The sequence below is a fragment of the Micromonospora sp. CNZ297 genome (genome assembly GCF_007827625.1).
On sequence record NZ_VISU01000001.1, the window covers coordinates 188,233 to 207,885 of the forward strand.

Genomic DNA, 19,653 nt, shown 5'->3' on the forward strand with positions numbered 1-19,653 from the left:
ACCGGTCCTTTCGTGGGGTCAGGCGATCGCGGACTTGCAGGCGGCGACGAACTGCTCCGCCGCCTGGGCCGGGGTGGCGCGGCCGTACTGGGCGTTCTCGGCGGCCTTGACCAGCTCGGACTTGACCTTGCTGTGCCCCTTGATCGGGACCTGGGGCGAGGCGCCGAACTTCTGCGCCAGGTCGGACTCGACCTGGATGGACTGCTTCATGGCCGGGTCGGTGGCGGTCTCGCTGACCTTGGCGCGCAGATCCATGTTCGACGGCAGACCGCGGTCGGTGCCGAGCAGCGCCACCGCCTCCGGGTCGTTGTTCAGGAAGTTGATCACATCGACGGCGACGTCCTTGTGCTTGCTGCCCTTGAACACCGACCAGTACATCGAGGCGCGCGCCCACTGCGCGCTCGGGTCACCCGGGTACGCGACCACGCCCAGTTCGTCCTTGGTGTTCTTCTTCAGGTCCGGCATCTGGTTGACCCAGACCCAGGAGGTGGCCGACTTGCCGGTGACCACGAGCTGCTTGGTGATGTCGCTGGAGTTGCCCTCGTGGATGACGTCAGGCGTCGGGGTGGCGCCCCGGTCCCGCGCGCCCTTCCACAGCTCGAACCACTTCGTCACGTCCTCGGCGGTGAAGCCGAGTTCCTTGCCCTTGTACAGGTCCTTGCCCTGCTGGCGCAGCCACACCCAGAGCGCCTTGTAGTCGGCGCTCGGGTCCTGGGTGCCGGGCACCTTCGTCTTCTTCGCCACCTGCTCGGCCCAGGCGATGTGCTCCTCCCAGCTCATCCCGGTGGTCGGCTCGGGCAGCCCGTTCTTGGTGAGCAGCGTCTTGTTGTAGACCAGGCCCTGCGTGTTCTCCCCAGCGGCGACCCCGGCGAGCTTGCCGTCGACCACGCCGTACTCCAGCAGGCTCTTGGGGAACTTCGACACGTCGAGCTTGCCGGAGTCGCGGTAGCTGCTCAGGTCGAGCGTGGTGCTGCGGCCGGCGTACTCGGCCAGGTAGTTGTCGTCGATCTGGAACAGGTCCGGCGGGTTGCCGCCGGCGGTCAGTGTGGCGAGCTTGTCGAAGTAGCCCTGGTTGGCCTGCCAGGTCTTCTCGAACGTCACGTCCGGGTGCTTCTTGGTGTAGAGGGCAAGGGCGTCCTCGGTGAGCTTGGCCCGGGCCTCTCCGCCCCACCAGAAGACGGAGAGCTTGACCGGGCCGCCGTCGCCGCCGGCTTCGTCGTCGCCGCAGCCGGCCGCGCCCAGGGCGAGGGGCACGGCGAGCGCGACGGCGGCCAGGCCGCGGACGAGTCGGCGTCGGGTCAGGGGGGTACGGTGATCCCGCCCGGCGGGTGCGCCGGCGGTGGGGGACGTTGCGGGGTGCATCTGCGCTCACTCCTCGGCTGTGGGAGGCGACGACGTCACCGGCGGCCGTCCGCGGGCCGCCCGGGTCCGCAAGGCTGTGCGGGCCCGGGCCACCTGCTCAGGCTCCGGTGCCGTCCCGGCCGGGCGCGGGGACGGGCCCGGTCGAGTCGCGGACGACCAGTTCGGTCTGGAGCATTACCTGTGCGGTGGTGCGACGGTCGCCGGCCGCCGCGCCCCGGCCCCGGGCGCCGCGTGGCGCGTCGGAGTCGAGTTGCAGCAGCATGTCGACGGCCGTCCGGCCGGCGGCCGCGGTCGGCGTGGCCACCGTCGTCAACTTGGGGCGGGTGAGCCGGCTCAGCGCGATGTCGTCGACGCCGACGACGCTCACGTCGTGCGGCACCCGCGCCCCGATCGCGTCCAGCCCTTCGATCAGGCCGATCGCCATCAGGTCGTTGTAGGCGAGCACGGCGGTGACGCCGCTGCGGCGTACCTGCTCGGCGAGCGCGCCGCCGCCGGTCTCGGTGGGCTGGTTGGGTCCGAGGACTGTCAGTTCCGCTCCCCCGCCCCGGGCGGCGGCGGTCGCGGCGCGGCGCATCTCCCGGGCGGTCCAGGAGCCGCGCGGGCCGCCGAGCAGCGCGATCCGGCGGTGACCGAGCCCGAGCAGGTGCTCGATCGCGGCCCGGGCGCCCTGCCCGACGTCCATCATCACGCAGGGCAGGCCGGCGATCTGGCGGTTTATCACCACCACCGGGACCTCGCGGCTGACCTGCTCGATCAGGCTGTTGCTCATCCGGGGGCTGCACAGCAGCACACCGTCGACCTGCTTGGCCAGGGCGTGGACCAGGTCCTCCTCGGCGACCGGGTCCTCGTTGGTGTCGGCCACGAACACGTGGTAGTCGCGGTGCCGGGCCTGCCCCTCCGCCGCCTTGATCAGCGGCGGGAAGAACGGGTTGGCGATGTCGGCCACGATCAGGCCGATGTTGTGCGTACGGCCGGTGATGAGGGCCCGGGCGGCCCGGTTGGGCCGGTAGCCGAGGTCCTCCGCGCAGGCCAGCACCCGGACCCGGGTCTCCGGGTTGACCAGGTGCGGGGCCGAGAACGTCCGGGACACGGTGGAGATGTGCACACCGGAGGCGCGGGCGACGTCCCGGATGGTGGCTGGCACGGCGGGCTCCCTCGTCCGATGTGGTGGGCGTCACGGGTGCCGCCCATTAATGCAAACGGTTGCGCCCGTGTCAACGGTCCATTGTTGCGGCTCGATTGCGCCGGCGTTCCCGCCACGTGCATGAATGCCCATCAACGGGGATGGATAGGACGGCTTGGGCGGCAACCGTTGACGACGCATCCACCGTCATGGTTTCTTCGGCTGCAAACCTTTGCAGCCGACTGCCGGGGAGGCCGACGTCATGTCACCACCGGCCCGGAAACGGGTCCGCCACGCCCTGGTGGGTGCCGGGGCACGCGCCGAGATGTTCGTCCGTGCCCTCGCGCTCGACCACGCCGACACCGCCGAGCTGGTCGCGCTCGCCGACGTCAACCAGATCCGGATGGACGCCCACAACCGCTGGCTGGCCGAGCTGGGCCACCCGCCGGTGCCCACGTACGCCGCCGCCGACGTCACCGCCATGCTCGCCAAGGAGCGGGTCGACGTGGTGCTGGTGACCAGCGTCGACGCCACCCACGACGAGTACGTGACGGCGGCGCTGCGGGCCGGCTGCGACGTGGTCGTGGAGAAGCCGATGACTGTCGACGCGGAACGGTGCCGGCGCATCCTGGACGCGGTCGCCGAGACCGGCCGGCGCGTCACCGTCGCGTTCAACTACCGCTACAACCCGCTGCACGAACAGTTCCGGCGGCTGCTGGCCGACGGCGCGGTCGGCGAGATCGGGTCGGTGCACTTCGAGTGGCTGCTCGACGTGCGCCACGGCGCCGACTACTTCCGCCGCTGGCACCGGGACAAGTCCGTCTCCGGCGGCCTGCTCGTGCACAAGTCCGGCCACCACTTCGACCTGGTCAACTGGTGGCTGGACGCCCGCCCGGTCGAGGTGCACGCGTACGGCCGGCTGTTCTTCTACGGCGAGGACGGCCGCCGGCACGGCTACGCCCGCGACTACGACCGGGCGCACGGCTCCCCCGCCGCCGACGGCGACCCGTTCGCGCTGCGCCTGGCCGACCACCCGAGGCTGCGCGAGCTATACCTCGACGCCGAGGCCGAGGACGGCTACCACCGCGACCGCAACGTCTTCGCCCCCGGCGTGACCATCGAGGACGACCTCGCGGTGCTCGCCCGCTACGACACCGGCGCGACGATGACCTACCACCTCACCGCGTACGCCCCCTGGGAGGGCTACCGGGTCATGGTCAACGGCAGCCGGGGCCGCCTCGAACTGGAGGTGACCGAGAGCGACCACGTCAGCCCGTCCGTCGCCGGTGCCCTCAAGGGCGCGGCGCTGCACGGCGACGAGGCCGCCGTCGAGCAGGGCGCGGCCCGGCTCACGCTGCGCCCGTTCTGGGCGCCGCCGCAGGAGATCCCGGTCGAGGGCTGGACCCGGCGCGGGCACGGCGGCGCGGACGCCCGGATGACCCGGGTGCTGCTCGGCGGCGAACCCGACCCGCTCGGCCGGGCGGCCACCGCCCGCGACGGCGCACTCGCCCTGCTCACCGGCCTGGCCGCCAACCGCTCGCTGGAGACCGGCGCGCCCGTCCGGGTCGCCGACCTGCTCACCCTGCCCTGACCGAGGAGCCCTCGCTGTGCCGATCATCCCCCGCGGCGACCTGCTGCTGCCCGCCGAGCCCGGGCTGCGCGCCCTGGCCCGCGAGCTGTACGCGCTCGCCGCCGAGCAGCCGCTCATCTCCCCGCACGGGCACGTCGACCCCGGGCTGCTGGCCGAGGACCAGCCGTTCCCCGACCCGGCCCGGCTGCTCATCGTGCCCGACCACTACCTGACCCGGATGCTGCTCAGCCAGGGCGTACCCCCGGCCGACCTGGGCGTGCCGAGCGTCGACGGCAGCCCGGTGGAGACCGACGGGCGGACCATCTGGCGGCGCTTCGCCGCGCACTGGCACCTGTTCCGCGGCACCCCGTCGCGACTGTGGCTGGAGCAGACGTTCCGGCACGTGTTCGGCGTCGACACGCCGCTGAGCCCGGCCACCGCCGACGCCGTCTACGACGCGCTCGCCGCGCGCCTGGCCGAGCCGGGCTTCCGGCCCCGGGCGCTGTTCGAACGCTTCGGCATCGAGGTGCTCGCCACCACCGAGTCACCGCTGGACGACCTGGGCCGGCACGCCAAGCTCGCCGCCGACGGCTGGGGCGGGCCGGGCGGCCGGGTGGTCACCACGTTCCGCCCCGACGACGTGGTGGACATGGAGTTCGACAACTGGGCCGCGAACGTGGACCGGCTCGCCGAGGTCTCCGGCGAGGACACCGGCACGTACGCCGGATACCTCGCCGCGCTGCGGGCACGGCGGGAGGCGTTCGCCGCCGCCGGGGCCACCTCGTCCGACCACGGGCACCCCACCGCCCGTACCCTCGATCTCAGTCCCGCGCAGGCCGCGGCGCTGTACGACAAGGGCCGGCGCGGCCTGGCCGACGCCGCCGACGCCGAGGCGTTCCGGGCGCACATGCTGCTGGAGTTCGCCCGGATGTCGCTCGACGACGGCCTGGTCATGCAGCTGCACCCCGGCGCGGTCCGCAACCACAACCGCTGGCTGCACGCCCGGCACGGCCGCGACGTGGGCGGCGACGTGCCGCAGGCCACCGAGTACGTGCACGGCCTCGCGCCGCTGCTCGACGCGCACGGCAACGACCCCCGGCTCACAGTGGTGCTCTACACGCTCGACGAGGACACGTTCACCAGGGAACTCGCCCCGCTCGCCGGCGGGTACGCGGCGCTGCGCCTCGGCGCGCCCTGGTGGTTCCTGGACTCCCCCGAGGTGCTGCGCCGGTTCCGCGAGGCGGTCACCGAGACCGCGGGCTTCTACAACACCGCCGGGTTCGTCGACGACACCCGCGCGTTCTGTTCCATCCCGGTACGCCACGACGTGGCCCGCCGGGTCGACGCCGGATTCCTCGCCCGCCTCGTCGCCGAGCACCGGCTGACCGAGAACGAGGCCGCCGAGACCATCGTCGACCTGGCGTACCGGCTGCCGAAGCAGGTCTTCAAGTTCGGAGGTGGGCCCGCATGACCACAATCGTCGACGTCGAGGTGCACGACGTGCGCTTCCCCACCGCCGCCAGCGGCGACGGCTCGGACGCGATCAACAGGGGCGACTACTCGGCCACGTACGTGGAGCTGACCACCGACGGCGGGCCGACCGGCACCGGGTTCACGTTCACCAACGGCCGGGGCAACGAGATCACCTGCGCGGCGGTCCGCGCACTCGCCCACCACGTCCGGGGGCGCACCGTCGCCGAGATCGCCGCCGAACCCGTGGCGTTCTGGCGCTCGCTCACCGCCGACGTGCAACTGCGCTGGCTCGGCCCGGAGAAGGGCGTGATCCACATGGCCACCGGCGCGCTCGTCAACGCCGTGTGGGACCTGCGCGCCAAGCTCGCCGGCAAGCCGATGTGGCGGTTCCTCGCCGAGGCGCCCACCGACGAACTGGTCGCGACAGTCGACTTCCACCACATCACCGACGCGCTCACCCCCGACGAGGCGGCGGCCATCCTGGACAAGGGACGCGACGGGCTCACCGACCGGCTGGCCGCGCTGGAACGCGACGGGTTCCCCTCGTACACCACGTCGGTGGGCTGGCTCGGCTACCCGGACGAGCAGGTGCGCGCGCTGACCCGCGACGCGTACGCGCAGGGGTGGCGCGCGATGAAGATGAAGGTCGGCGGGCGGATCGAGGACGACCTGCGGCGGGCCCGGATCATCCGGGCCGAGATCGGCCCGGACGCGCTGCTCATGATGGACGCCAACCAGGTGTGGGACGTGGACGAGGCGATCGCCGCGATGGGCGTGCTCGCCGAGGTCGACCCGTACTGGATCGAGGAGCCCACGCACGCCGACGACGTCCTCGGGCACGCCCGGATCGCCCGCGCGGTCACCGAGCTGACCGGCGGCCGCTGCCGGGTCGCCACCGGCGAGGTCGCCGCCAACAAGGTGATCTTCAAGCAGCTGCTCCAGGCCGAGGCGATCGGCGTCATGCAGGTCGACGCCTGCCGGGTCGGCGGGGTGGACGAGGTGCTCGCCGAACTGCTGCTGGCCGCGAAGTTCGGCGTGCCGGTGTGCCCGCACGCCGGCGGCGTCGGCCTGTGCGAGTACGTGCAGCACCTCGCGATCTTCGACTACCTGCGGGTCGGCACGAGCCTGGACGGCCGGATGGTCGAGTACGTCGACCACCTGCACGAACACTTCACCGACCCGGTCCGCACCCGGGGCGGGCGCTACCTGCTGCCCACAGCGCCCGGATACAGCGCCACCATGCGTCCGGAGTCGATCGCGGAGTTCCGCTTCCCGGAGGGACCGGCATGGCGCTGACCCCCGACCGGCTCGGCCTGGCCACGCTGCGCCACCTGCCGCCGGAGTCCCGGCCGCTGGTGCGCCCCGGCACCGTGCCGGCCGGCATCGTCCACCTCGGTCTCGGCGCGTTCCACCGCGCCCACCAGGCCGTGCACACCGAGGCGGCGGTCGGCGCGGCCGGCGGCGACTGGGGCATCATCGGCGTCGCGCCGCGCAGCACCGACGTGGTCGAGGCCCTCGACGCACAGGACTGCCTGTTCAGCGTCACCACGCTCGCCGCCGAAGGCGCGGCCACGCGGGTGGTCGGCGCGCTCGCCGGGGTACGGCACGCCGCGAGCGACCCGGACGCGGTGGTCGGCCTGCTCGCCGACCCGGCGATCCGGGTGGTCACGCTGACGGTGACCGAGAAGGCGTACCGGCTGGACCCGGTGACCGCCGCGCTGACAGTGGACGCGGACCTGACCGCCGACCTGACCACCGGCCGTCCCCCGCGTACCGTGCCGGGTCTGCTGGTCCGCGGGCTGCTCGCCCGCGCCGCCGCCGACGCCGGGCCGATCGCGCTCGTGAGCTGCGACAACCTGCCCGCCAACGGACGGCGGCTGCGCGGTCTGGTCGAGCAGTGCCTTGCGCTGGCCCGGGTGCCGGACGCGACAGCCGAGCGGGTGCTGGCGGCGGTGACCTGCCCCGGCACCATGGTGGACCGGATCGTGCCGGCCAGCACCGACGAGACCCGGGACACCGCCCGGCAGGCGCTCGGCGTGACCGACCTCGCGGCGGTCGCCGCCGAACCGTGGTCGCAGTGGGTGATCGAGGACGACTTCCCCGGCGGCCGTCCGGCCTGGGAACGCTCCGGTGCGATCCTCACCGGCGACGCCGGGCCGTGGGAGCGGCTGAAACTGCGGGCGCTCAACGGCGTGCACTCCGCCACCGCGTACCTCGGTGCGCTCGCCGGCGCGGAGACGGTGGCCGAGGCGCTGACGCTGCCGCACCTGGACGCGGTGCTGCGGCGGCTGCTCGCCGAGGAGATCGCGCCGAGCTTCACCCCGCCGCCCGGCGCCGACGTGGCCGACTACGGGGAACAGGTACTGGCCCGTTTCGCCAACCCGGCGATCCGGTACCGGACGACGCAGGTCGCCATGGACGGCTCGCAGAAGCTGCCGCAGCGGGTGCTGCACACCGTCGCCGACCTGCGGGCCGCGGGCCGGTCGGCGCGGTGGAGCGCGCTCGTGGTGGCCGCGTGGCTGCGGTTCCTGCTCGGGTACGCCGACGACGGGCGGCCGCTGCCGCTGGACGACCCGCTCGCGGACCGGCTGCGCGCCGCGCTGGCCGCCGGAGCGCACACCCCGGCCGGGGTGGTGGACGCGGTCTTCGCACTGCGCGAGGTGTTCCCGGCCGACCTGGCCGCCGACGACGAGTTCCGCGCCGACGTGACCGGCTGGCTCACCGCGCTGGAACGCCACGGCGTCCGGGCCACGCTGGCGGGCGCCCGGTGACCGGCGGCGTGCCGGGGACGCCCGGCGGGCGGCGACCGGGCGGGGGCCGCTGGTGAGCGCCGGCGGCCCGCCGCGGGTGGCGCTGATCGGGGCGAACGGGCACGGCCGCTGGCACCGCCGGGCCATCGCCGAACTGCACGCGGCCGGGCGTGCGCGCCTTGTCGCGCTGGTCGACGTCCGCCCGCTGGAGGCCGAACCGGACGCGCCGGTCCCACCGGAGGCGGCCGTCCTCACCGATCACCGGGTCATGCTCGCCCAGTCCCGGCCCGACGTGGTGGTGATCTGCACGCCGCCGCACACCCACCTGCCGATCGCGCTCGACGTACTCGCCGCCGGGGCGGACCTGCTGCTGGAGAAGCCGCCGGTGCTCGACCTGGTCGAACACCGGACGCTCGCCGAAGCCGCCGCCGCTGCCGGCCGGGCCGTGCAGGTCAACTTCCAGGCGCTCGGCTCGGCCGCGCTGACCGAACTGACCGGCGCGCTCGGACGGCTCGGTCCGGTCACCGGCATCGCCACGCTCGCCGCCTGGCAACGCCCGGACGCCTACTACGCCCGCTCCCCCTGGGCCGGGCGACTGTCGGTCGACGGCCGCCCGGCGCTGGACGGCGCACTCGCCAACCCGCTCGCCCACGCGCTGATGCAGTGCCTCGCCGTCGCCGAATCGGTCACCGGCGCGCCGGTCCGCCCGGCCCGGATCGAAGTGGAGCGCTACCGCGTCCGCCCGATCGAGGTGGACGACACCAGTGTGCTGCGGCTGACCCCGCACGCCGGGCCGCCGGTGCTGGCCGCGCTCACCCTCGCCGCCGAGGAACACGTCCCCGGGGAGGTGCTGGTCACCGGCGAGCGGGGCCGGGCGGTGCTGGAGTACCCGACCGACCGGCTGCGGCTACCCGGCGACGACGCGCCACGCCCGGTGCCCGGCCGCCGCGGGCTGCTGGCGAACCTGCTCGACCACCGCACCGACGGCACGCCGCTGATCGCGCCGCTGGCGCGCACCGAGCCGTTCACCGCGGTGCTGGACGCGCTGCGGGACGCACCCGTTCCGACGCTGCTCGACGGGGACCTGGTGCGCGAGGCGGGCGACGGCCCGCAGCGGGTGCGGATGGTGCGGGGCGTCGGCGCGGTGCTGCGGACCGCCGCGGAGACCGGTGCGCTGCCGTCGGAGGCGGGCGTGCCGTGGGCGGTCAAGCCCTATGTGGTGGATCTACCCGTGCAGTGAATGTCCCTCCAGGAGAACGGAAACGAGTCATGCGTACCCGAACCGCAGCCGTCGCGGCGCTGGCCGCCGCGCTCGTCCTCACCACCGCCGCGCCCGCGCCGGCCGCACCTGGTAAGCCGTCCCGGGCCGCCGAGCTGATCGGCCGCCAGACCCTCCCGGCGAACGACGGCTGGGCCGCCGCGGGCACCGGCACCACCGGCGGGTCGGCCGCCGCGCCGGACCGGGTACACGTCGTGCGTACCCGCGCCGAGCTGGTCGCCGCGCTCGGCGGCGACAACGCCACGAACGCCGCCGACGCCACCCCCAAGATCGTGTACGTGGCCGGGACAGTCGACGGTTTCGAAGGACCGGACGGCACCCTGCTGGACTGCGCCGACCTGGCCGACCCGGAGTACTCGCTGCCCGCCTACCTGGCCGCGTACGACCCGGCGACCTGGGGCCGGGTCAACCCGAGCGGACCGCTGGAGGCCGCCCGGGTGCGTTCGGTGGCCGAGCAGACCCGGCAGACGCAGATCAACGTCGGCTCGAACACCACTATCGTCGGGCTGCGCGGCGCGCGGCTCACCGGCCTGACGCTGATGATCGACCGGGTGGCCAACGTGATCGTGCGCAACATCGAGTTCGCCGACGCCCGGGACTGCTTCCCGGCCTGGTCCCCTGCCGACGGCGACACGGGCAACTGGAACTCCCAGTACGACCAGATCTCGGTGCGCCGCAGCGAGCACGTCTGGATCGACCACAACACGTTCACCGACGGCGACAACCCGGACAGCGCCCAGCCCGTCTACTTCGGGCGGCCCTGGCAGGTGCACGACGGCTCGGTGGACGTCACGCACACCGCCAGCCTGGTCACCGTGTCGTGGAACCGGTTCACCGGCCGGGACAAGGTGATGCTCATCGGCTCGTCGAACACGGTCGGCCCGGACGTGGGCCGGCTCAACGTCACCGTGCGGCACAACCTGTTCGACGGCACGCTGCAACGGCTGCCCCGGGTCCGGTTCGGCCAGGTCGACGTGCACGAGAACCACTACCGGCTCGGCGGGCCCGGCTTCGCGTACGCCCTCGGCGTCGGCGTGCAGTCCGCGCTGTACGCGGAGAACAACTTCTTCACGCTCACCGGCGACACCGGCCCCGCCGACCTGCTGTACGACTGGGGCGGCACCGCGCTCACCGAGCGGGGCAGCTGGGTCCGGCAGGGTGACCGCCTGCCCCGGCCGGTGGACCTGCGCGCCGCGTACAACGCCGCCCACGACCCCGACCTCGGCGGCGACGCCGGGTGGACGCCCACGCTGCGCGCCGCCCGGCCGCTGCCGGCCCCGCTGGTCCCGTTCGTCGTCGACGCCTTCGCCGGCGCCGGGCGGCTGCCGCTCTGACCTGCGCCCGAGCCCGCACGCGCACCAGCTCGACGCCGTCGGGGCAACCGCGACCGCTCGTCCCGGGCCGGCGTCCCCTCGGGGGGGGTCGCCGGCCCGCCGCGTTGCCGCCTCTGCCGGGCCGCAGGCTGACACGCCGCCCCCGATGCGCAATGATCACGTTTGACGGACACCGCCGCCGGGGGAATGAATCGGCGGCCACCGGGGACAACAGGGTGAGAATCAGGCGGTGACAGCGCGAGTGGGCGCCCAGGTCCGGGGACGGGCACGGGACGGAGGGCCGGACGTGACGGGTGGGACATCCGGCGACGTCGGCCCGGTCCTCACCATCGACCTGCCGGCCGACCCGGCCCGGCTCGCCGCCACCCGGGAACGGTTGCGCGGCTGGCTGCACGACCGGGGCGTGAGTGAGTGGGACGTCGACACCGTCCTCATCGCCACCGGTGAGGCGTGCGCCAACGCCATCGAGCACGGCTACCGCTTCGCCCGGGAGGGCATCACCACGCTGCGGGCCGAGCTGCGCGGCGACCGGCTGGAGATCGAGGTACGCGACCGGGGCGGCTGGCGCGCGGCCGACGGCGACGACACCGGCGACCGCGGCCGGGGACGGCTGATCATGGCGCGGGTGATGGACGAGGCCACCATCGTCGGCACGCCGGAGGGCACCTGCGTACGCCTGGTCAAGCGTCTCACCGGCGACGTGAGCGGCCCGGCGGACGCCGGATCTAGCGAAGATCAGCTATAAGGGACGCATGGAGTTCCCCGCGTACCTCGCCACCATGCCGATGCACGCGATCACCGAGATCCACGGTGAGCCCGGGCTGCTGGCCCGGTTCCGGCTGGAGATCGAGGCGTTCGACGAGGCCGCCCGCGACCGGCTGACCGAGGCGCTCGACCTGGCTGCCGACCTGCACCGCGACGACCGCCGGGTACGCGAGCCGTACCTCAACCACCTGCTGCGGGTGGCGATCCGGCTGATGCACCACTACCAGGTGCGGGACGTGGACGTGATCGTCGCCGGGCTGCTGCACGACGCGGTCGAGGACCACCCCGCCGAACTCGCAGGGCTCGACCCCGAGTCGGCAGCGGACGCCACGCCGGCGGCGCTAGACGCGCTGTCCGACCGGTTCGGCGCGCGGGTCGCCCGGCTGGTCGCGGCGGTCACCAACCCGGCGTACGACCCGGGGCGGGACCGCGACGAGCAGTACCGGGAGCACGTGGCGGCCAGCCTGGAACGGGAACCCTGGGCCCGCGTGATCAAGGTGTCCGACTTCACCGACAACGGCGTGGGCGTGATCCACACGATCGGGCCGAAGGTGACCCGCGCCGCCACCAAGTACCGCCCGCTGGTGCCGGTCTTCCGCGACCTGGTCGCCCGGCCTGACACGCCGCTGTCGGCACCGGTCAAGCAGCACATCCTCGCCCAGCTGGACCTGGCCGAGGAGCGCTTCAGCGCCATCCTCGACCAGCCCGCCTGACCCCACCCGGTCCGGCGTGTCCCGCCCAGGCCGCCGACGCGACCCGCGCCCTCACCACCCGGCTCGCACTCACCCTCACCTTCGCCACTTCCCCGAACCGGCGCCCGGCCCACCACCCGAGGTGGCCGCATCCCCACCCACCAGCCCTCACCACCACCCCGAACTGGCACCCGGCCCACCACCTCCCCGAGGTGGCGGCATGCCCCACCCACCAGGGCCGCCACTCCCCAGGCTGACGCCCGGCTCGCCACTACGGCGAAGTGGCGACAACCTCACCCAGCGGACCCCGCCACTCCCCGAACTGGCGACCGCGCAAGCCACCACCCCGAATTGGCTGCATCCCCACCGACCGGACCTCACCACCACCCCGAACTGGCACCCGGCCCGCCACTACGGCGAAGTGGCGGCATCCCTCCCCACCGAACCCCACCACCTCCCCGAACTGGCGATCGGCCCACCACCTCCCCGAAGTGGCCGCATCCCCACCCACCAGAACCCCGCCACCACCCCGAACTGGCACCCGGCCCGCCATTACGGGGAAGTGGCGGCATCCCCACCCACCAGACCCCACCACCTCGCCGAGCTGGCGGCCATGCTCACCGCACGAGGTCGCCGCTTCGGGGAGGTGGCGGCGAAACGGCACCCGGTCAGCCGGTTGCGGGAGGCGGGGCGCCCACCCGCCCGCCGAGCACGGCGGCCACGCGGTCACGCAGGGCGCGCAGTCGGTCCGGGTCGTCGCGCAGGACCACCCGCAGCGTCTCGTGCCCACCGGCGGCGACCGCGCCGAGCACGTCCAGCAGCGTGCCGAGCTGGGCGGGCGGCTCGTCGGCGAGCAGGTCCGCCGCGTCGGTCACGACCAGCGTCAGCGGACCGGAGTCGAGGCGGTCTGCGAGCGCGTCGGCGAGGGCGTCCCAGTTGCGGCCGTACCAGCCGGGCAGCGCCAGTGACCCGGCCAGCGTCTCGTGCAGCCCGGCGCGGGTGCGGCTGGCCGCGCCGGAGACCGGCACCCCGTGCGGCTCGGGCGGCGCGCCGTCGTACACGAGCCAGGCCGGCGGCTGCGGGGACGCTGCGCCCATGATCCGTCCTTTCCCGACGGCGCCGACCGGGCGTAGCGGGCCCGGCCGGCGCCGAGGCTGCTCAGAGCCGGTAGAAGTTGGCGTAGTGGTCGGGCGAGAACCAGGTCGCCCCGGTGCTCTTGTTGACCACGATCCGGTACGCGTCCCGGGAGGCGTTGCAGGCGCGCGGGTAGACGTCGTACTCGTAGTAGGTGGCGCCGGCGGGCAGCTGACCCTCGTAGTTGTAGAACCGGCCGCCGGCGAAGTTGCACTGGCCGCCGCTCCACGAGTACCAGCCACGGCTGGTCGGGAAGCTCTTCGCGGACCAGCCGGACCGCGCGGTGCGCGCGTCGGCGCAGCGGGACTGCGTGCAGGAGCCGTAGACGGCGGCCGCGGCGGGTTCGGCGAGGCGGGTGGAGACAGTGGACGGTGCGACGAGCGCCGCGGCGGCCACGGCGGTGACCAGGGCGGACGCGGCGAGGGCGCGGCGCACGCGGGTGACGGCGGCACGGAACGGGGTCAAGGGATCCTCCTTGAGCGAGCCGGCAGGGCATCGACCAACGTCGTTCGCTGGTCGCCGCTCAGTCTGTCGAGGATCCTGCCCGCGGTACAGCCCCGATCCGGCGACGGCGCCCCGAACCCCGGGTGAACACACGATGGCGGGTGCGGACGGACGACCCGAGCCGCCCGTCCGCACCCGCCGTGTGGGTCAGCGCGTGAACGCCTGGAACTCGGCGATCCGCACGTTCTGCGCCTGCGGGCTGGCGGTGGCGCAGTCGGTCGCCGCCCGCGGGTCGTCGTCCTGCTCACCGGCGTAGTCCGGCGCGCCCGTGCACTGGTTGGTCAGCACCTCGACGCGCAGGTGCGTGGCCTTGGTACGCGGAATGTCGAACGACCGCATGATCAGCTCGGGCGCCCGGGGACGCGGCGCCACAGCCGGGAACGCGTCCGGCCGGCTGGTGTAGACCGGGCGGAAGTCCGCCGCGTCCGCGCAGGTCACCGGCCCGGTCGCGGTGCACGCGAGGACCCGGAACTGCCGCACCGCGGAGTACCGGCTCTGGGTGCCGGCGTCCGCGTCACCGGCGACCGCCGGACGCAGCATGGCGCTGACCTGCACCCGGCGTACCTGCTGGACGTCGCCGGCCAGGTCGACTGTGACCTGCCGGCCGGCGACCGGCGCGCCCAGCGAGGCCCAGTTCGTGGCCTCGTCGTCGTCGGCGATCTGCGGCAGGTTGATCCCGTCGCCGGTGACCGCCGCACCCGCGGTGGCCGAGGCCAGGTTGGGTCGCAACGACACCGCCAGCGTCCGGTTCTGGCCCGCCTTGACCTTCACCGGGCCGATCCGGGTGTGCCCGTAGCCGGGTGCCCGCACCACGAACTCGTACGTGCCGGGCACCAGATCCACCCGGTCGGTGAGCGGGGTGGCCGCGTCGGTGTCCGCCACCGGCACCGCCCGGGCCTGGTAGCGCCCGACGAACAGCTGCGCGCCCGCCACCGGCCCGCGCTCGCCGACCGGGAGGAACCGCAGCGAGCCCTCCCGCGCGTACGGCGAGGTGAAGCCCGGCGTGGGGTTGGCGTCGGTGTGGCCGACGCTGGCCGCGGTCTCGCCGAGGCCGCGCCCGGCGAACGCGTTCCAGAGCAGGTCCTGGTTGGCGCCGCCGAAGCGGATCCGGTCGGCGGCGAGCATCGCGTCTCGGGCGTCGACCATGCTGACCTGGCTGACCGACATCAGCAGGAACGAGTCGAAGACCAGTTGGATCCAGCGCCGGTTACCCGGGCAGGCGGTCACGTCGCGGGCGCCGGTGGCGCACGCCTTCTGCACGGCCGGGGTGCCGCTGCCCCACCGGCGCATCATGGCCGCGCGGATGTCGGTGTTGGTGGCGCTCCACACCTCACCGGAGGCGTGCACCTGGAGGCCGACGAAGTCGTAGTCGACCGAGCTGTAGTTGAGCGGGCTGTCACTCATGTTGTAGTTGCGGATACCCGCGTTCGGGTCCTGGGTGGTGTACTCGCCGATGGTGAACCCGCGCCGGCCGGGCGCGGCGTATCCGTGCTCGAACAGGTACTCCATGGCGAGCTGGTCGGACCAGCTCTCGCTCATGCCCTGCGGCGAGCTGACCCCGGCGCTCGGGCCGGCGATCATGCGGTTGGTGACCGCGTGGCCGTACTCGTGGGCGATCACCGACATGTCGAAGTCGCCGTCGACGCACGGCGCGTAGAACGAGCCCGCCATGGGCTGCCACAGGTACATGTTGGTGGTCGGCGCGACGCCGTCCGGCGGGGTGATCTGGTTGGCGTTGTTGCGGGCCGCGAAGTTGGGCGGGCCGCCGCTGGCCCCGCCGGCCTGGGCGTTGCCCTGCTCGGGGTCGTTACCGAGCCCGCCGCGGCCGAGGTTGTCCTGCTGCATGTTCCAGGTCTCCTCGGTGAACCCGAGGTGATAGGTCCAGTCGTGCATCCGGTTGTGCATGGCGAACAGGTTCGCCCGCGCCGCGTCGATGTCGTTCGCCTGCGGCGACGTGAACACCTCTGGGTTGCAGCGCTGCTCCTGCCACTGGTTCGTCCACGGGTAGTCGTACCGGCGGTCCGGGCGGGGCGTCGCGGTCTCGGTGCCGACGCTGAACGGGTCGTTGCTGAACCAGTTCTGCACCGCGATCGCGTTGTTGCCCTTGGTCGTGGTGGTGGACTGGCCGGTGGCCGGGTCCACGTCCCACGCCGGGTGCCCGGGCACACCCACCACCTCGGCGCAGCCGCGCGCCGGCACGGCGCACCACCGCTTGCGGGTGTCGACCGAGGACCTGTCGACCCGCGGCGAGTTCGGGAAGACCTCCCACGAGGGGTGGTCGGCGTCGTGGTCGATCAGGTCCTCACGGACCAGCACGGCGCTGTCGCGGGCGTCCACGTAGGTGGCGTAGGCGGCCGGGTCCGCGCCGGTGGTGTCCGCCCCGAGGACCACCTCCCACGCCGCGCGCGGCCCCCGGTCCGCGGTGGGCACCGCGACCAACGAGGTACGCACGACCTGCGCGTCGGAGCGGCCGGCGTCGGCGACGGCGGCCTTGCGGGCCTGCTCGGCGCTGATCGTGGCCGGGGCCGGCGTACCGGCGTCGCGGGCGAGCGAGGAGCTGACGTGCCACACCGCTCCGTCGCGTACGCCGATCGACAGCATGCCGTCGACGGCAGCCGGCAGGTCACCGAAGCGCTGCCGGAACAGGACGGTCGCGCCCTGCCCCATCGGCGCCACTGTGAGCAGTTCCAGCGCGGCGGCGCCCTCGGCGGTCAGGCCCAGCACGTCCCGGTTGGCGGCCACGTACGCGCGCGCGGCGGCGGCCGGGTCGGCGGGCAGGCCGGTGGCGAGGGGCTTGCCGGTCGACGTGAGCGTGGCGGGCGTACCGAAGTCGGTCCAGCGCACGCGCGCGCCGAGCGCGGCGGCCCGGTCCCGCTGCCGGTCGCTGGCGGCGACGCGGCCCTTGCGGTTGTCCTTGGCCTTGGTGTCGTGCCGGTCGCCCGGCAGGTGGTCGGGTGGCGCCTGGGTACGGGTCTGTTCCCGGGGTGCCGCCTGGCCGCCGCCAGCGGCGGTCAGGACCAGCCCGGCTGCCAGCAGCAGCGCGGTGGTCCCCGTCAACGCACGGGATGGTGTGCGCACGGTCCCTCCTGTCATCGTCGAACGGCGATGTCCGTTCCGCCATCCGACCAGGACGATCAACCGTCCGACACCATCCGAACATCCATAATTGTTGTTGCGTCGATTTCTCGGCGGCCCTCACGGCGCCCCTGGCCGAGCAGCTTCGAGACTCGCGTCTCACCAGACGAGACACGAATAGATCTTGGTACGAAACGGCCCCCATGAGGGCCCTTTCGTACCAAGATCTCCACAGCGTCAGCAGCTGCTAGGCGGGAGGCGGCTCAGCAGTCAGGCCGCTTTGAACACTGACTCCAGGTGCCACTCCAGGAACTCGGCCTTGGGACGGTCTCCACGTCGCTCTGGGATCGCGATAACGGACCCGGCCTTCGCGTAGAACTGGTCGCCGTTGCCGAACTCGCTTCGCAGGCGCGGACTCACCATCAGGCGGTACCTCGGGTCCACGCCCAGGTAGCCCTGATCGAAGAGGATGTGGACATCGGATCTGAGCAGCATGCCGTTGTCGATCCGATGCTCGCCACCCGCCGGCAGTGGCCGGATGTGCGCCGCCTGGAGCACCGGTTGCAACTTGTTGCCCGTGATCGCACAGCGGCGGCCGTACGCACCGAGCACCACCGCCTTGAACGACTTCTGGCCGAGACGCTGGGGAACGAGCCGTGGATCTCCGTAGATCGGGCCGGGGCGATGCCACGGCTCACGAAGGTCCAAATCGACCTCTCCACCCAGAAGGCGGTGAAGGGCAAGACCGAAGTAGTCCGCAGCGGCTGGATCAGCAAGGTCGTACGTCTTGCCCTGTACGACGTTCGGCGCGAAGCCAGGGGGCGGATCGACCGTCGAGCCGTCGGCGAAGAAGACGCTGTCACGAACGAAGATGCACCCGATCACCGGATCCTCCCCCGGCTCGATCGGCTGTTTCCGGTACCGCCCGACGCTACGCCTCATCTCGTCGAGGCTCGCGACGCCGTTGCCCTCGCCGAAGAGGTTCCACGCTTCCGAGATTTTCAACTGGGTGAAGCCGCTGAAGAAGCCACCGCCGACGACGCGATTGAACGCATCTTGTCGCTACCTCGACCGGCGTCACGAACCCGACCAGTCAAAGTTCGCGCATCCACGTCGTCGGGTCCGTTACGAAGACGCAAACAGCGGGTCTCGGTCAGTCCTCCACCGCACCAGACGCGGATAGGTGGCGGGGGTCAGGTCACGTTCTCTCTCCTGATCAAGCGTCGCCACTCTTCTCCTTGAGTTCGTCGTCCTCCCCGCGCCGACGCAGTGCCCACCCGCCGACCCGGCCGGAAAGCTTGCCCGTCGCCCATTTAGCCCGGTCGAAAGTGTCGTTACCGAGGCGCCTGGCGGCATCAACGCCGTCTGCTCCGGTCTCAAGCGCCTTGTCTCTCGCCTCCTTGGCCGCATCCGCCCATCGTCTCGCGTCCGACGACTGCCGAGCGCTCTCGATACCGAGTCGCCCGTGGAAGTTGACGATGGCTGTCGAGACGTGGTTGCTCGACTTCACCACCGCCGGTGAGTCCATCGGGTTCAGCAAAACCTTGGCGTTCGCCCTGCCCGCGGCCGCTTCCATGCGGGCAAGGAGGCGCTCGGTGCACCGGGAGATGAGTTCGAGTCGGTTCTGCCGAGCATTCCTCAGCCCGACGCGATGCCCGTCCAACTCGTCCGGCGACGCGTCCAGCACCCGGTCGAGTTCGAGCACGGCGATCGCGTCCTGCAGTTGGAAGCAGCGGGCCAGGACGACAAGCCACTCCTGCGCCTTGGACTCCGCTTCCCTGGCTGCCCTGGCAAGCTCACCGATCGCGCTTTTACGCTCCAGCTTCTCCGCGAGCGCGTCGAGCTGACGCAACGCGTACGCCTGGGTTTCTGCGATCGTCGCCGGCGCGCCCTGCACCTTCGACCATGTGACTTCGTCGACTCGGCCGCGCTGCTCACGGATGGTCATGGACTCCTCGATGACGAAGCCCACGCCGATCATGCGGGCCAACACAGCGTCCTTCTGGGCACGGAGCACATCGTCGACCTTCTCGTCGATCGTGGCGAGATAGTCGGTGATCTCCTTCATGCTCTGTTGCATCGCAAGCTGCGCCATGAGCCCCGCCGCACCGGCCAGCAACGCCGGGTTGCCTGCGACCGCCCCGGGCCCCTTCGAGATCTGAAGCCATTTCTGGATCGAGCCTGGATCTCCCACCATCGCGTGGCTGACCCCTGGGGTCTTGGTCGGCATCAGACCGAATTTGTGGACGAGCTGCGCTGACTCCTGGGTCAGCTGCACCCAACGACCGGAGTTGGCGGCGATCTCGGAACCAGCCTGAGTCGCTGCCGCCCCGACCTTGAGAACAGACCCGAGCCGAGGCAGCCCGAGGTTCTTCGACGGCAAGCCCTCGGAGACCAGGAAGCGTTCGACAGCCGTCGGATCTCCGATGACCGCCAGCCCGTCGCCGTCGCTGATGAGCTGAATCTCGTTACCCATTGTCGGCTCCTGACGGGTGGGAGGATGGAGAGCGACGCTGTCTACTCTGTTCGCTGTGTGGCCTTAAGAGGGCGCTATCAGATCAGCGGCTCGCACCTTCTTGACCGACTCGAGGG

15 protein-coding genes are annotated in these 19,653 nt (G+C 72.6%); 8 read left to right on the top strand and 7 right to left on the bottom strand.

Annotation, left to right across the window (positions count from 1 at the left end; all coding sequences use genetic code 11):
- Positions 1–18: 18 nt before the first annotated feature.
- Together FB454_RS00880 and FB454_RS00885 are read right to left on the bottom strand one after the other, a co-directional pair.
- Positions 19–1,362: an ABC transporter substrate-binding protein gene (locus FB454_RS00880; protein ID WP_013286696.1), complete on the bottom strand. Its 1,344-nt coding sequence runs from the start codon at positions 1,360–1,362 to the stop codon at positions 19–21.
- Positions 1,363–1,459: 97 nt separating this feature from the next.
- Positions 1,460–2,506, bottom strand: coding sequence for a LacI family DNA-binding transcriptional regulator (locus FB454_RS00885; protein WP_013286697.1), 1,047 nt, complete (start codon positions 2,504–2,506; stop codon positions 1,460–1,462).
- 241 nt (positions 2,507–2,747) lie between these two features.
- Between FB454_RS00885 and FB454_RS00890 the strand changes: the two genes are divergently transcribed.
- The 8 genes from FB454_RS00890 (at position 2,748) to FB454_RS00925 (ending at position 12,369) form a co-directional block, all read left to right on the top strand.
- On the top strand, positions 2,748–4,076 hold the full coding sequence (locus tag FB454_RS00890) for a Gfo/Idh/MocA family protein (protein WP_013286698.1): 1,329 nt from the start codon (positions 2,748–2,750) through the stop codon (positions 4,074–4,076).
- 16 nt (positions 4,077–4,092) lie between these two features.
- Entirely contained in the window at positions 4,093–5,526 is a 1,434-nt protein-coding gene (uxaC, locus tag FB454_RS00895; protein WP_013286699.1) for a glucuronate isomerase, read from the top strand.
- Positions 5,523–6,824, top strand: a complete 1,302-nt coding sequence (locus FB454_RS00900) for an enolase C-terminal domain-like protein (protein WP_013286700.1) — start codon at positions 5,523–5,525, stop codon at positions 6,822–6,824. The genes uxaC and FB454_RS00900 overlap by 4 nt, the downstream gene beginning before the upstream one ends.
- The gene (locus FB454_RS00905) at positions 6,815–8,299 is read left to right on the top strand and encodes a mannitol dehydrogenase family protein (protein WP_013286701.1); all 1,485 of its coding nucleotides are present in this window, start codon (positions 6,815–6,817) and stop codon (positions 8,297–8,299) included. Before FB454_RS00900 ends, FB454_RS00905 begins: the two co-directional genes overlap by 10 nt.
- Before the next feature lie 52 nt (positions 8,300–8,351).
- The gene (locus FB454_RS00910; RefSeq protein WP_013286702.1) at positions 8,352–9,518 is read left to right on the top strand and encodes a Gfo/Idh/MocA family protein; all 1,167 of its coding nucleotides are present in this window, start codon (positions 8,352–8,354) and stop codon (positions 9,516–9,518) included.
- A 29-nt stretch (positions 9,519–9,547) separates the two neighbouring features.
- The gene (locus tag FB454_RS00915) at positions 9,548–10,891 is read left to right on the top strand and encodes a pectate lyase family protein (protein ID WP_013286703.1); all 1,344 of its coding nucleotides are present in this window, start codon (positions 9,548–9,550) and stop codon (positions 10,889–10,891) included.
- A gap of 286 nt (positions 10,892–11,177) precedes the next feature.
- Complete coding sequence (locus tag FB454_RS00920) at positions 11,178–11,636, top strand: ATP-binding protein (RefSeq protein WP_041799039.1); 459 nt, start codon at positions 11,178–11,180, stop codon at positions 11,634–11,636.
- Between the two features lie 7 nt (positions 11,637–11,643).
- Positions 11,644–12,369, top strand: coding sequence for an HD domain-containing protein (locus FB454_RS00925; RefSeq protein WP_013286704.1), 726 nt, complete (start codon positions 11,644–11,646; stop codon positions 12,367–12,369).
- Positions 12,370–13,016: 647 nt separating this feature from the next.
- Here FB454_RS00925 and FB454_RS00930 read toward each other — a convergent pair.
- The 5 genes from FB454_RS00930 to FB454_RS00950 all read right to left on the bottom strand — a co-directional run bounded on the left by FB454_RS00930 (position 13,017) and on the right by FB454_RS00950 (position 19,537).
- Positions 13,017–13,445: a barstar family protein gene (locus tag FB454_RS00930; RefSeq protein WP_013286705.1), complete on the bottom strand. Its 429-nt coding sequence runs from the start codon at positions 13,443–13,445 to the stop codon at positions 13,017–13,019.
- A 61-nt stretch (positions 13,446–13,506) separates the two neighbouring features.
- Positions 13,507–13,947, bottom strand: a complete 441-nt coding sequence (locus tag FB454_RS00935; protein ID WP_013286706.1) for a ribonuclease domain-containing protein — start codon at positions 13,945–13,947, stop codon at positions 13,507–13,509.
- Between the two features lie 186 nt (positions 13,948–14,133).
- Positions 14,134–17,043, bottom strand: a complete 2,910-nt coding sequence (locus FB454_RS00940; protein ID WP_240638059.1) for a M36 family metallopeptidase — start codon at positions 17,041–17,043, stop codon at positions 14,134–14,136.
- Between the two features lie 288 nt (positions 17,044–17,331).
- Positions 17,332–18,066 carry an HNH endonuclease gene (locus tag FB454_RS00945; protein ID WP_232236593.1) on the bottom strand — a complete coding sequence of 245 codons (735 nt, stop codon included), beginning with the start codon at positions 18,064–18,066 and terminating at the stop codon, positions 17,332–17,334.
- 211 nt (positions 18,067–18,277) lie between these two features.
- The gene (locus FB454_RS00950; protein ID WP_145822308.1) at positions 18,278–19,537 is read right to left on the bottom strand and encodes a hypothetical protein; all 1,260 of its coding nucleotides are present in this window, start codon (positions 19,535–19,537) and stop codon (positions 18,278–18,280) included.
- Between the last annotated feature and the right edge of the window lie 116 nt (positions 19,538–19,653).

Coding starts and splice junctions, on each gene's coding strand:
- FB454_RS00915 (WP_013286703.1), top strand. CDS start 9,548: ATGCGTACCCGAACCGCAGCCGTCGCGGCGCTGGCCGCCGCGCTCGTC.
- FB454_RS00905 (WP_013286701.1), top strand. CDS start 6,815: ATGGCGCTGACCCCCGACCGGCTCGGCCTGGCCACGCTGCGCCACCTG.
- FB454_RS00880 (WP_013286696.1), bottom strand. CDS start 1,362: ATGCACCCCGCAACGTCCCCCACCGCCGGCGCACCCGCCGGGCGGGAT.
- FB454_RS00900 (WP_013286700.1), top strand. CDS start 5,523: ATGACCACAATCGTCGACGTCGAGGTGCACGACGTGCGCTTCCCCACC.
- FB454_RS00930 (WP_013286705.1), bottom strand. CDS start 13,445: ATGGGCGCAGCGTCCCCGCAGCCGCCGGCCTGGCTCGTGTACGACGGC.
- FB454_RS00890 (WP_013286698.1), top strand. CDS start 2,748: ATGTCACCACCGGCCCGGAAACGGGTCCGCCACGCCCTGGTGGGTGCC.
- FB454_RS00925 (WP_013286704.1), top strand. CDS start 11,644: ATGGAGTTCCCCGCGTACCTCGCCACCATGCCGATGCACGCGATCACC.
- FB454_RS00950 (WP_145822308.1), bottom strand. CDS start 19,537: ATGGGTAACGAGATTCAGCTCATCAGCGACGGCGACGGGCTGGCGGTC.